Annotated in this window: 9 protein-coding genes; 5 read left to right on the top strand and 4 right to left on the bottom strand. The window is 65.2% G+C overall.

Features of this window, described 5'->3' with window-relative positions:
• Entirely contained in the window at positions 1-1,185 is a 1,185-nt protein-coding gene (locus JKP78_RS01080) for a hypothetical protein (protein ID WP_200625867.1), read from the top strand.
• A 130-nt stretch (positions 1,186-1,315) separates the two neighbouring features.
• Here the strand turns inward: JKP78_RS01080 and ilvA are convergent, their stop codons facing one another.
• Together ilvA and JKP78_RS01070 are read right to left on the bottom strand one after the other, a co-directional pair.
• Complete coding sequence (gene ilvA / locus JKP78_RS01075; protein WP_186685760.1) at positions 1,316-2,878, bottom strand: threonine ammonia-lyase, biosynthetic; 1,563 nt, start codon at positions 2,876-2,878, stop codon at positions 1,316-1,318.
• A 184-nt stretch (positions 2,879-3,062) separates the two neighbouring features.
• On the bottom strand, positions 3,063-3,494 hold the full coding sequence (locus JKP78_RS01070; RefSeq protein WP_170030132.1) for a PACE efflux transporter: 432 nt from the start codon (positions 3,492-3,494) through the stop codon (positions 3,063-3,065).
• A gap of 192 nt (positions 3,495-3,686) precedes the next feature.
• Here JKP78_RS01070 and nfrB point away from each other — a divergent pair, with 192 nt between their 5' ends.
• From nfrB to JKP78_RS01050, 4 genes are all read left to right on the top strand, one after another.
• A complete protein-coding gene (nfrB, locus tag JKP78_RS01065) occupies positions 3,687-5,861 on the top strand; it encodes a cyclic di-3',5'-guanylate-activated glycosyltransferase NfrB (RefSeq protein WP_186685759.1) in 2,175 nt (724 codons plus the stop codon).
• Positions 5,858-8,863, top strand: a complete 3,006-nt coding sequence (locus JKP78_RS01060) for a phage receptor (protein ID WP_200625866.1) — start codon at positions 5,858-5,860, stop codon at positions 8,861-8,863. The genes nfrB and JKP78_RS01060 overlap by 4 nt, the downstream gene beginning before the upstream one ends.
• The gene (locus JKP78_RS01055; RefSeq protein ID WP_186685757.1) at positions 8,863-9,702 is read left to right on the top strand and encodes a DUF4434 family protein; all 840 of its coding nucleotides are present in this window, start codon (positions 8,863-8,865) and stop codon (positions 9,700-9,702) included. The genes JKP78_RS01060 and JKP78_RS01055 overlap by 1 nt, the downstream gene beginning before the upstream one ends.
• 142 nt (positions 9,703-9,844) lie before the next feature.
• Complete coding sequence (locus JKP78_RS01050) at positions 9,845-10,936, top strand: GGDEF domain-containing protein (protein ID WP_200625865.1); 1,092 nt, start codon at positions 9,845-9,847, stop codon at positions 10,934-10,936.
• A gap of 116 nt (positions 10,937-11,052) precedes the next feature.
• Here JKP78_RS01050 and JKP78_RS01045 read toward each other — a convergent pair whose 3' ends face one another.
• Positions 11,053-12,351, bottom strand: coding sequence for an ATP-binding protein (locus JKP78_RS01045; RefSeq protein WP_186685754.1), 1,299 nt, complete (start codon positions 12,349-12,351; stop codon positions 11,053-11,055).
• A 6-nt stretch (positions 12,352-12,357) separates the two neighbouring features.
• Positions 12,358-13,059 (bottom strand): response regulator transcription factor, encoded by a 702-nt coding sequence (locus tag JKP78_RS01040; RefSeq protein ID WP_186685752.1) that lies wholly within the window; start codon positions 13,057-13,059, stop codon positions 12,358-12,360.
• Positions 13,060-13,265: the final 206 nt, after the last annotated feature.

Below are 13,265 nucleotides of genomic sequence, written 5' to 3'. Positions count from 1 at the left end.
ATGCGAATCATCGACAAAACCGCCGCACAGGTGCGCAGCCTGACCCCTGCGGAAGAGGAGCTGCTGGTCGGCTTTGCCAGCGGCACCCTCGCCGGCCCGCGCCTGCTGCAAGCCAACCAGCTGCTGATGAAGGTGCGCAGCGCCAACCAGTGGCTGGCCTGCGACTGCCGTAGCGATGCCTTGCCGGTGCTCAATGTCACCCTCAACGGCAGCACCGGCACGCTGTTTCTGAAGAACAACCCGGGCACAGCCGAGCACGCGCCCGGCTGCCCGTTCACCAAGGACGAGCGGGAAGCCGCCGAGCGCGAGAGCCAGCCCGCGCCGCCTGCGGCCTGGCTGCCTCCGGACACCCCCTTGCGCCTGATCGGCGACTTCCGCAGTGGCAACCCTCCGGGTGCCGGCGGCGACAGCCACGAGCGGCGTGAACAGCAGCGTCTATTGGCGCTGTTGCTGACCTGGGTCGAAACCAGCGGCCTCAACCTGTATGCCACTCACCTGAAAAAGGACCTGACCGCGCAGTTTGCCGAATTGCGCAGCGTGGCCAGCCGCTACCCGCTGCTGGAGCGGGTGCCGGCCAGCAACTACCTGGAAACCCGCCTGGACATGAAGCACATGATGATGCTCAAGTCCCGCCTGTGCGAAGCCACGGTATTCGGCAACCACCGCCGCCACGGCCTGCTGCTGGACTGCGTGGACCAGGTCAAAGCGCGCAAGCTGTTCAACCACGGCAATGCAGACGGCTTCGACTTCCAGGGGCATCATCTGTACTGGGGCGGCAGCCGCACCAGCGGGCCGTTGCTGGCCCTGGCCCTGTACTCGCCGACCAGCGCTGGCAGCCAGTTCTACGAGCTGATCCATGTGGCCAGCGTACCGGTGCTGTCGCGGGCGCACCTGTTTCCGGTCTATCGCGATGAGGAACGCGAACCGCTCAAGGCGCTGGTGTCGCTGATCGACTGGATGGCCAGCAAGGGCGTGAAAGTGCAGATGCGCCGCCCGGTGATCGGCGGCGAGGTGATGGATGAACTGGTGCTGACCTCGGACCAGGACCGGGTGCTGTCGGTATCGCTGCTAGAGCAGCCGATCGGGCCCGAGCCGGATACCGAGAACTTCAAGCGCTACGCCGACTTCAAGAGCCCGGAAACCTTCCGCAAGTACGTTGCGGGGTTCTTCATGCGTGAGCGCTGAGGGCCATTGGCGCTTGGGGGGCTCGCCGGAGCCTTTGTAGCGCCTGCGAGATCGAGCGCCGCCCGCGCGGCGCTCGATCTGCCAGGCGCTACAAATCAAACGGCATGCACCCCGTTACCAAACAAACGGCTCAGCCAAGAAACAGCTTGTACGCCGGGTTGTCGGTCTCGTCCCAATAGCGGTACCCCATCTCATCCAGCGCCAGCGGCAAACTCGCCAGCTCATCCCCCGGCACTTCCAGTGCAGCGAACACCCGTGCCTCTGCCGCACCATGGTTGCGGTAATGGAACAGGCTGATGTTCCAGCGCTTGCCCAATCGCTCCAGGAAGCCCAGCAACGCCCCCGGTCGTTCCGCAAACTCGAAGCGCAGCACCCGCTCGGCAGCACCTGGCGCGGCGTGGCCACCCACCGTATGACGCACATGCAACTTGGCCAGTTCGTTGTCGGTCAGGTCGAGTACGCTGTAGCCCTGCTCACGCAGGCTGGCCAGCAAGCGCTCGCGCGGGTCGTGCAGCGGGTGTGTCTGTACCCCCACGAACAAGCGCGCCTCCTTGCCCGGGTAGTAGCGGTAGTTGAATTCGGTGATCTGCCGCTTGCCCAGCGCCTGGCAGAAGGCGCGAAAGCTACCCGGCTGTTCCGGGATGGTAACGGCGATGATCGCCTCGCGCTGCTCGCCCAGTTCAGCACGCTCGGCCACATGGCGCAGGCGGTCGAAGTTGACGTTGGCCCCGGAGTCGATGGCCACCAGGGTGTGACCCTGCACGCCTTCGCGCGCCACGTACTTCTTGATCCCGGCCACAGCCAGGGCGCCGGACGGTTCGGTGATGGAACGGGTGTCATCGTAGATATCCTTGATCGCCGCGCACAACTCATCGCTGCTCACGGTCAGTACCTCGTCGACGAAATGCCGGCACAGTTCGAAGCAATGGGCACCCACCTGTGCCACCGCCACCCCGTCGGCGAAGGTGCCGACCTGTGGCAGGATCACCCGTTCGCCAGCGGCCATGGCCGCCTGCAGGCAGTTGGAGTCTTCTGGTTCGACGCCGATCACTTTCACCTCCGGGCGCAGGTACTTCACATAGGCAGCAATCCCCGCGATCAGCCCGCCACCGCCCACCGGCACGAAGATGGCGTCCAGCGCACCCGGGCGCTGGCGGAGGATTTCCATGGCCACGGTACCTTGCCCGGCAATCACATCCGGGTCATCGAACGGCGGCACGAAGGTAGCGCCTTCGCTATCGGCCAGTTTCAGCGCGTGGGCCAGGGCATGAGGGAAGCTTTCACCGTGCAACACGACATGGCCACCGCGCGAACGCACACCCTCCACTTTCAGCGACGGTGTCGTGGTAGGCATGACAATGGTGGCTTTCATGCCCAGGTGCGAGGCTGCCAGGGCCACGCCCTGGGCATGGTTGCCTGCCGACGCGGTGATGACCCCGCGCTCGCGCTGCAGGCTGCTCAGGCGTGACAGACGCGTGTAGGCACCACGGATCTTGAACGAGAAGGTCGGTTGCAGGTCTTCGCGCTTGAGCAACACCTGGTTGCCAAGGCTTGCCGATAGCGCCGGGGCGCCTTGCAAGGGTGTCTCGATGGCCAGGTCGTACACGGGCGCAGAGAGAATACGGCGCACCTGTTCCGACAGCAGTTGCTGCGTGGAGGTCGGGGTACGAGGGCTGACATTGAGGCTGGTCATCGATTGCAACTCCTTGGCTTTTATTCACGTTGCCCAGGAGTCAGAGAGAAGAAACCCGCCTCCAGGGCGGGTTCGGTGCACGTACGCGCTAGCCCGCCAAGCTGATAATGGCGGTAATAATAATGGCGTGCGCGTGCGGGAAGGTTTTCATGCCCAAGAACTTAGCCGGTCCTGCGGCATGAAGTCAACACTTGGCGTGCTGCGCCGAAAGCGGCACATCGAACACCTTGTCGAAGCCCCACTGGAAGACAAACGCATAAACGAAGAAGAACACGAACAACGCCAGGTTGGTCAGCAGCGCCGCCCACAGGCTGACATCCAGCCAATAGGCCACCAGCGGCAGCAGGATCAGCACCAACCCGCCTTCGAAGCCCAGGGCATGCAACAGACGGCGCAGGAAAGTACGCTCGCGCCGCCGCTGACGCGCTTCCCAGCGTTCGAATACCCAGTTGTAGGCCATGTTCCAGCTCATCGCGATGCCCGACATCAGCACCGACAACACGGTCGACTGCGCCATACCTGCGCCGAACGCCAGTTCCAGCGCGGGCGCCACACAGGCGACGGCGATGGCTTCGTAGAGTATGGCCTGGACGATCTTGCGTGCCTTGCCTTGCATGTTCTGCTCCCTGGATGAACGACCTGTAAACTACTAGAAGTGGCTTGCAAGAAAAAGCCTGGAATTTGGACAACACTGCATCCGGCTGCTTGTATCTATCGAGGACAGACGCCGACATGTCGTACTACTTCGTCCAAGGAATCGAACGAGGATAAAGACAATGGCTTACGCCTTACTACTGGTGGCCGGCACATGAGCCTGGCATTCATCGATTTCCTTACCTATGTGCTGTTCGGCCTGAAGATCTTCGCGATCGTGCTGGCCTCGCTGATGTTCCTGCTGGGCCTGGACGACCTGTTCATCGACCTGTGCTACTGGTGCCGCAAGCTGGTCCGGCGTTTTCGTATCTATGACAAGTACGAAAGAGCCGACGAAAAACGCTTGTTCGAGGTACCGGAAAAGCCCCTGGCGATCATGGTCCCGGCCTGGAACGAAGTGGGCGTGGTGGGAGAAATGGCGCGCCTTGCCGCCTCGACCATCGACTATGAAAATTACCAGATCTTCGTCGGCACCTACCCCAACGACCCGCAAACCCAGGCCGATGTCGACGCGGTGTGCCTGCACTACCCCAACGTGCACAAGGTAGTCTGCGCGCGCCCCGGCCCCACCAGCAAGGCCGACTGCCTGAACAACATCATCGACGCCCTGCTGCGCTTCCAGCAGGACGCCGGCATCGAATTCGCCGGTTTCATCCTGCATGACGCCGAAGACGTGATTTCCCCCATGGAGTTGCGCCTGTTCAACTACCTGCTGCCGAACAAGGACATGATCCAGATTCCGGTGTACCCCTATGCACCGGAATGGAAAGGCTTCACCGCCGGCCATTATGTCGACGAGTTTGCCGAAAACCACGGCAAGGACGTGATCGTGCGCGAAGCCCTGACCGGCCAGGTGCCCAGTGCTGGCGTGGGTACCTGTTTCAGCCGCCGCGCCATCGCTGCGCTGCTCGAGGACGGCGACGGCATCGCCTTCGACGTGCAGAGCCTGACCGAAGACTACGACATCGGTTTTCGCCTGAAGCAAAAGGGCATGAAGTGCATCTTCGCCCGCTACTCCATCACCGACCCGAGCCTGACCCTGAAGCAGGAGTGGCGCCCGGGCATGAGCCGCGAATTCTCGCAGGTGATCTGCGTGCGCGAGCACTTCCCGCGCGACTGGCAACACGCCATCCGGCAGAAGTCACGCTGGATCGTCGGCATCGTGTTCCAGGGCACCAGCAACCTTGGCTGGAGCCGCAAGGGCGCGCTCAACTACTTCCTCTGGCGTGACCGCCGCGGCTTGTTCGCCTACCTGCTGAGCTTCCTGGTCAACCTGTTGCTGCTGGTGTTGCTGGCCATGTGGCTGGTCACGGTCATTGCACCGGAGTCGTGGCGCTTCATGTCGATCCTCGATGACAGCCCGCTGCTGGCCACGTTGCTCTGGCTGAACGGCCTGCTGCTGGTCAACCGCCTGTTCCAGCGCGCCTGGTTCGTCACCCGCTTCTATGGTATCGGCGAGGGTCTGCTGTCGGCACCACGGATGATGTGGAGCAACTTCGTCAACTTCTTCGCCAACTTGCGCGCCTTGCGCCAGGTGATGGAAATGGGCGACTCGCGGCGCGTGGCCTGGGACAAGACCACTCACGAATTCCCCGCCATCGCCGCCCCGGCCCGCACCCCGCTGGGCCAGCGCCTGATCGCCAAGGGCCTGATCAGCGACGAGCAGTTGCAACAGGCGATCATCAGCCCGGTACGCCGACGCCTGGGCCGTGAACTGCTGCTGCGCGGCTGGCTGAACAGCGAACAGCTGGTGGCTACCCTGGCCGAACAACTCGACCTGCCCTGGGCACCGCTGAACCCGTTCAAGCTCGACCCGCGGCTGATCGCCAAGCTGCCACGCAAGCTGGCCACGCACTACGGCGTGCTACCGGTAGCCGAAGACGGTGACACGCTGATCCTGGCCAGCGAAAGCCCGGTCAGCCAGGTGTCGCTGGGGGTGATAAGCCGGCAGTTGAAACGCCCGGTGAGTGCACGCCTGGCCCCCCAGGGCCGGGTGACCCTGGGCCTGCGTTATCACTACCCTAGCCCCTGGCAGAAGCCGGAAACCCGCGACATGCTGGCCGTTCTGGAACGCTGTCAGGACGATGAAGCGCTGCTGGAACGGGTCAGCCATCACCAGGTAATGCTCGGTGCCCTGCTGCAGGTGCGCGGCATGGTGCCGGTGACCCTGTTCAACCAGGCGCTGATCGACTACAACCCCGACCACCAGAGCCTGGGCGAATACCTGATCACCCGCGGCATCATCACCGAGCAGGTGCTGCAAGAAGCCCTGATCGAACAGGCCAGCGAACAGCAGGCCGCCTTTGACCTGACCCGGGAGGTGGCATGAAGCCGCGCTTTTCCCTCACTTTCACTGGCCTGTTGCTGTGTTCCGCCGCCCTGCCCGCCGCAGCGTCGACACCGATGACCGACTTCCAGCGGTTCACCAGCTACCCGTTCATGGAACGTAGCTACCGAGAGGCGAAGAAGGACAACTGGGCCGAGGTCGAGCGCCTGACCCGGCACGTCCTCGAGCGGGTACCGAACAATGACGAAGCCCGCGCATTGCTGGTGCAAGCCCTGGCCCACCAACGCCGCTACCAGGAAGCCGAAGCGCTGGCCGAACAACTGGGGGACGACCCGGCGCAGGCCAACGCCCTGCTCGAACTGCGTCTGGCCTGGATCGAGCAGGATCCGCCCCCGGCCAGCCAGGTGGAACGCTGGCTGGCCAGCAGCGATGGCACCCAGCGCGTGCGCCTGTGGCAGGCCTACAGCCTGAGCCTGGCCAAGTCCGGTGGCGCCGCCAAGGCCCTGGAGTGGCTCAATCATCTGCCGCCACGAGAGGATGGCCAAGTCCTGCGCCTGGCCCGGGCCAACTTTGCCGAACAGCTGCACAACTGGAAGGAAACCATCGAACAGCTGCAGCCGCTCGCCGATAAGCGCCAGTTGCCGGCCCAGGACTGGCAGCGCCTGGCCAATGCCTATATCCAGCAGGTGGACGAAAACGGCTTGAACGCACTGCTGCCCAGCGCCCCATCCGCCGCAGCCGCCGACCAGGCCCGCCTGGCCATGGCCAACCGAGCCATCGCCGTCGGCCACAACCAGCAGGCCCAGCGCTGGCTGCAGGCGCTGCCGACCGAGCAACTGAACCAGCCGGTGCAGCGCCAGCAGCTGTGGGAACTGGCCCGCGAAGGCGAGGATGCCGCGCTGGTGCAGCGCCTGAGCAACGAACTGCAACGCCCCTGCCTGGAAACCGTCGACTGGCTGTCACGCCGCGACCCGGCGCTGGCCCGCGAGCAATTCAAGGGTTGCACGGCCAGCACCGATCCCAAGGCTTACGCCGTGCTCAGGCAGCGTCTGTACGGTGACCCGCCACAGCCTGCGCAACCACGCACTGCCGCCGAATGGGAAAACCGCTACCGGCAAAGCGGTGACCTGGCGGCGCTGGAGCAAGCCACCTTCCTGCTGACCCAACAGGGCCGCACTGATCACGCCCGGCAACTGCTGGAGCAAGCCTACGACCGCCACCAGGGGCGCCTGGCCCCGTCGCTGCTGCAGCGCCTGGGCAACCTGTATGCACGCAACGACGGGCCGCTGGACCGTCGCCGCATGCTCGGCCTGGTCCCCCGGGTCGACGCCAATACCCGCGCCCAGCTGCTCGGCCGCCTGGCCGAGGCCGGCCACTGCGATGCCGTGCGCCAGGCCATACCGGCCGCCCCCAGCGAACCCGGCCAGTACCGCGCGCTGGGTCGCTGCGCCATGCCCGACCAGCCCGGTGAAGCAGTCGTCTACTATCAGGCCGCCGAGCGCCTGGGCGACCGTGGTAGCCGTCTGCCGCTGGCCTATGCCCTCGAGGCTGCCGGCGACTCCGAGGCCGCCCTGGCCATCTGGCGCAGCCTGCCAGACAGTACCTGGACCGAGAACGCGCGCCTCACCGCTGCCCGTGGCGCGCTGAACGCCGGCGACCCGCAGGCGGCCCGCCGCTATTGGGAGGCCGCCGGGCAGCATAGCGCCGACGACTGGGCGCTGGGTGCGGCCATCGCCGAGCAGCAAGGCGATTACCAAAGCGCGCTGGCCTTGCAACGCCAGGCCTTGGCGCATGCGCCGCGAGCCGACCATTACTACGCCGCCGCCAGTACCGCGCAACTGGCCGGCGACCCCGCGCAAAGCAGCGCCTGGCTGGCCGAAGCCGTACGCCTGGCCCCCGACCAGCCGCGCTACCGCGCCGACTACGGCATGCGCCTGGCCGGCTCGGCAGACAAAAACCAGCGCCGCCAGTCGATCCCCTTGCTGGAACGTGCCACCCACGACTTTCCCGAGGATTACCGCCTGGGCGAGACGCTGGCCTTGCGCTACGACGAGGCCGAAGACAGCGCCGCGGCACGTCGCGAGCTGCGCCGGGTGCTCGATGTCGAGCAGAACCTGGTCGACGGCGATGACGAGTACGGCAGCCTGGAGGCCCGCAAGTACCGCCAGCGGCGGGCCCATGAGAGCCTGTCGCGGCGCGACACCATCACCCTGGCCAGCACCTGGTCGCCGGCCGGTACCTCGACCAACGACAGGTTCCTCGACAATGGCCAGCGCAGTGGCACTTCGCGCCACGCACAATCGCAGAACGTGCAGTTGGCGATGTGGGACCATGCCCTGGGTGAAGAGCCCAGCCGCAATGGCAGCACCCTGTCGGTGTATGGCCGGGTGCTGTTCGGCGGGCAAAGCCGTACCGACTACGCACAAAGCATGGGCACCGGCGTCGGCCTGCGCTACAAGCCGCTCGGCCAGGCCAACCTCAACCTGTATGCCGAGCTGTACCACCAGCGCCAGGTCGACGAGGCGCACTACCGCGGCCTCAGCCTGGGGCAGCTGCTGAGCCCGGCCAAGGTCGGCGGCAACTGGGGCGACCTGCGCCACCACGCCGAATCGAGCAATGACCTGCTGTTGCGCGCCACCGCCTCGTTCCTCGACCAGGGCGCCTGGCGCAACGACTGGCGGGTCGATGAGGACGACTGGAACGAGCGCTTCCTCTACCTCGACGCCGCCTGGTGGACCCGTGCCGGTGACCACGCCTGGCTGTCGCGCTACCAGCAGGGCCACGCCTGGAAGCTGCCGGGCAGTTCGCCGCAGACCCTCATGCCGTATGGCTTTGTCGAGTTCTCCAGCCAGGACCCGAGCAACGACTGGCGCCAGGACGCCCGGGCCGGGGTCGGTGTGCGCTGGCAATGGTGGTTCGATGATGACCGCTACAACGCCTACCGCGGTTCGCTGAAAGTGCGTGCCGAGTACCAGCAATCGCTGGGCGGCAACCTCTACGAGCGCGCCAATGGCGTGCTGGTCGGTGCGGAGATGACCTTCTGATGCGTACGCTCCTTGCCCTGTGCCTGCTCGCCCTGTGGTTGCCGGCCAGCGCCGACCAGCGCCTGTTCTACCAACCGCTCAACCGCGACGCCAGCATCACCCCTGGCCAATGGCAACAGCTGTGGCATGCCACCGCCGCGCAGGGCGGCAAGACCTTGATCGTGCAATGGAGCGCCTACGGCGACAGCGATTTTGGCGGCGCGAATGGCTGGCTGGCCAACAGCCTGCGCAGCGCCCGCGCCGAAGGCTTGCAGCTGGTGCTGGGGTTGTACATGGACCCGGCCTATTACCAGCGCCTTGACCAACTCGATGGTGATGGCCTCACCAGGTACTGGCAGGCGCAGTTGGGGCGCTCGCTCAGCCACTACCAGCAACTGCGCCAGACCTGGCAATTGCCGGTGGATGGCTGGTACCTGCCGATGGAACTGGACGACCTGCATTTTCGTCAAGCCGAGCGGCGCGCTGCGCTGTTCAGCCAGTTGCAGGCCTTCAACCGCCAGCTCGACAAGCCCTTGCACATCAGTGCCTTCAGCGCGGGCAAACTGGCGCCGCGGGTCAATGGCGCCTGGCTGGATCAGCTGGCCGGCCTGGGCGTGACCGTGTGGTGGCAGGACGGCACTGGCACCGGGCGCTTGCCCGCGCTGGTACGCCAGAACTATGAGCAGGCCTTGCCGTGCCGGGTGGGCGTGGTGCGCGAGGCGTTCCGCCAGGTAAGCGCGCCAGGGCAGCCGTTCCGCGCCGAGCCCGCTGAACCGCAGCTGGGCGGCGGTTGCCATGCCGAGGCCGTGTTCGACTTGCGTTACCGGCCTTGGGCCCGGGGTGTTCTGCCCAACAATTGAGTCGCCAGGCCCGGCCTGTTCGGGGGTAAACCCGCTCGCACAGGGACTGCACAGGTGTTGGGACACTGTGGCGGACCTGTAGAAGCGGCCTTACCCGCGACTAGGCCGGGCCTGGCCTGGCAGTACCCACAGGAGCCCACCGATGTTCAAGACCATCGAAGCGCACGTACGCAAGCAGGTCGCCCCAGCCGCCCTGCGCGCCGAGTTCCGCCAGCACGAATTCGAGTCCATGCGCCCGTTCTGCCTGCTGGTGTTCTGCGTCAGTATCTTGATCTGGCTGGTCTTCGACCTGATCGTCAGCTTCCTCGGCGGCCAGGGCTTCACCTGGCTGTCGTGCGTGTTCCTCGCCCTGCTCGGCTGCCTCACCCTGGTGCTGCGGTTCACCCGCCGCAGCCATCACTTCGACGTGCTCAACCTGCTGTTCGTCGCGGTGATCACCCTGGGCATGCGCCTAGTGATCGAAGGCATCCCGGTGGCCCAGCGCCCGGTGTGGCTGGTCCTCGGGGTGTCCACCGTGCTGTATGCCGTGTCGGTGCTACCGGTTCGACGCTGGTCGTTCTTCTGCGCCATGGCCATCACCTGGGTGGTGCTCAACCCGTTCTATCACACGCGTATCGACGCGGACGAGCTCGAAGGCGCCATGCTGCTGAGCTATGCCGCGTTCCTCAGTGGCCTGGTCATCTACAGCTACGTGCAGATGCGCAAGGCCAAGCTGCATAACTTCTATCTGTCCAAGGTGCTGCTGGAGCAGGCCTATGTCGACACCCTGACCGAAATCCCCAACCGCCGCTCGTTCATGACCCAGGCGGGTGACCAACTGCGCTTGGCCAACGCCGGGCAGTACCTGGCGATGATCGACATCGACAACTTCAAACGGGTGAATGACCGCTTTGGCCATGACGTGGGTGATGAAGTGCTCAAGCGCGTGGCCATGCATATCAAGGCGAGCATGGCCGGTTTCGAATTTGCCCGGCTGGGCGGTGAGGAGTTCGCGGTGTTTTTCCAGGGGCTGGACCAGCAAGGCGTCGAGCAGCGGGTGGCGGGTTTGTGCCAACGGGTGCGCGAGGACATTGCCGAGCACCCGGTGACCGTCAGCATCGGCCTGGCCCGGGTAGCCCCGGGAGACAGCCTGACCACGGCGCTGGTGCGCGCCGACCGGGCGCTGTATGAAGCCAAGCACAGTGGCAAGGACCGCTTTGTGCTGTGGTCAGGCACGCTGGCAGACAGTGATTAGCAGGCTCGGCCCTTTCGCGGGTAAACCCGCTCCTGCTGCATCTGCATCGCGCTCGGGTTCAGCGCAATACCTGCGGCAGCGAGTTTACCTGCGAAGCGGCCGGCACAGGCGACACCTCACCCGGCAGGCAGGCGAATCCGGAACTGCGCCCCGCCCAGCGCCGACTGTGCCACGGTCAAGGTCCCGCCCTGCCCTTCGATCGCCCGTCGGCTGATCGCCAGGCCCAGGCCAAAGCCACCGGTATTGCGGTCACGGCTGCGGTCCAGCCGGTAGAACGGCTGGAAGATCCGCTCGCGCTCTTCCACCGGTATGCCAATCCCGTCATCTTCCACCGTCACGAGGCAGGTACCATCCTCTTCCCGGCGCAAACGCAGCAACAAGCTCTCGTCGCAATAACGCATTGCATTGCGCACCAGGTTCTGCACCGCGCGCGCCGTCAACCTGGGGTCCAGGACAAAACGTGGCAAATCACCTTCGGCGCGCACTTCCCACTTGATGCCGCGGCCATCGAGTTCCTCGGCAAAGCCGCCGAGTACGCTGTCGACCAGCTCCAGCAACGACACCTCGACCCGCTCGCGGGCCTGGTCGGCGTTGTACAGACGGCTGTAGGACAGCAACTCCAGCACCAGCTCGTCCAGCTCGCGCACGTGCCCCACCAGCTCCAGCAGGCGCTTGCGGCTGGCCGGAGGGACTTCGTCGAACAGCAGCACCAGGCCGAAATCCAGCCGGGTCAGCGGTGTGCGCAACTCGTGCGACACCGCATTGAGCAGCTCGCGCTGCTGGTTGACGTGGCGCTCCAGGTCGCCAGCCATGGTGTCGAACACCCTGGCCAGCTCACCGATGTTGGAATGCGGCGAGATGTGCGTGCGCTCGGCCATCTGCCCCTGGCCCAGGCGCCGGGCGGTTTCTTTCAAACGCTCCAGGTCGCGCCAGTGCGGCCATACCCACAGCAGCAGGCAGCCGAGCATGACCGCACCGATCAGTACGGTCACCCCCCACGACAGCACGTTGATGTCCAGCGGGTCGGGGGGTGAGTGCAGGCGCACCAGCCATTCCTTGTCCAGCGGTGCCAGCACCGTTTCGTAGTAGCCCCACTCGGCGATGCGCACCACATGCAGGCCATGCTCCAGGCGCGCCTGCTCGGCCTCGCTCAAGCCGGCCTGGTCCATGCGCAGCAGCTGCAATTGCAACGGCGCGAAATCCCTGGCCAGCTCCTGTTCCACTGCCGGCCACTGCTCGCGCGGGGCCTGGCGGAACTGGCGCACGATCAGCGCCTGCACGCCCTTGGCCTGGTCCAGGTTGTAGGCCATGAAGCGCTCCTGGAACAGCCCGACGATGGTGTCAGGGATGAACAGCAGCGCGCCGGCATAGGCGACGATGATGACCAGGTACAGACGCACCAGGATCTTGAGCATGGCCGATCAGCACTCCCACTCGACGCGGCTGAACAGGTAGCCCTTGCCCCATACGGTCTTGATCTTGCGCGCCTCGCCAGCGTTGTCGTCGAACTTGCGTCGCAGCTTGGAAATGGCCACGTCCACCGAACGGTCGGTGCCGTTGAACTCGATGCCGCGCAGCTGCTGCAGGATGCGGTCGCGGTTCAGCACCTCGCCGGCATTGCGCGCCAGCACCACCAGCAGGTTGTATTCACCACTGGACAGCTCCACCTGCTCGCCGCGCCAGCTCACTGTGCGCTCGGCCAGGTCGATGCGCAGGCCGCCGATCTGGATCAGCTCGTTGTCCAGGCGCGGTTCATGCACACTGCTGCGGCGCAGCAGGGTGCGCACGCGGGCCAGCAGCACGCGCGGCTCGCAGGGTTTGGTCACATAGTCGTCGGCGCCCATTTCCAGGCCCAGGACCTGGTCATGGCTGTCATCGCGAGCGGTCAGCATCAAGATCGGCAGGCTCTGTGATTCCTGGCGCAACAGGCGGCACAGCTGCAGCCCATCGATGCCCGGCAGCATCAGGTCGAGGATGACCAGGTCGGGCTTTTGCCGGCGGTACTCGTCAAGCACCTGATCGCCACGGGCGATCACCTGGACATGGAAGTCGTTGCGTTGCAGGTAGCTGGCGATCAGTTCGGACAGGGCGCTGTCATCTTCGACCAGGAAAATATTTGGCATAGGCGCTTGGAAGTCTGGGTTGTGGTAGGCCTTGCCGGCCTCTTCGCGGGTAAACCCGCTCCCACAGGGACCGCACAGCAACTGGAACCTGTGCAGTCCCTGTGGGAGCGGGTTTACCCGCGAAGAGGCCGGTACAGGGACACGCAGAATATAGAACCCTACAGGTCCAGAGGATTGTTCTTCACACTTTTTCACACTCGTCCTAC

Origin of the sequence: Pseudomonas sp. LAM2023 (assembly GCF_016620375.1) — a bacterium.
Lineage (GTDB): Bacteria > Pseudomonadota > Gammaproteobacteria > Pseudomonadales > Pseudomonadaceae > Aquipseudomonas > Aquipseudomonas anuradhapurensis.
Note: the sequence above shows the minus strand (reverse complement) of the source record. Positions and strands in the feature narration are given on the sequence as shown.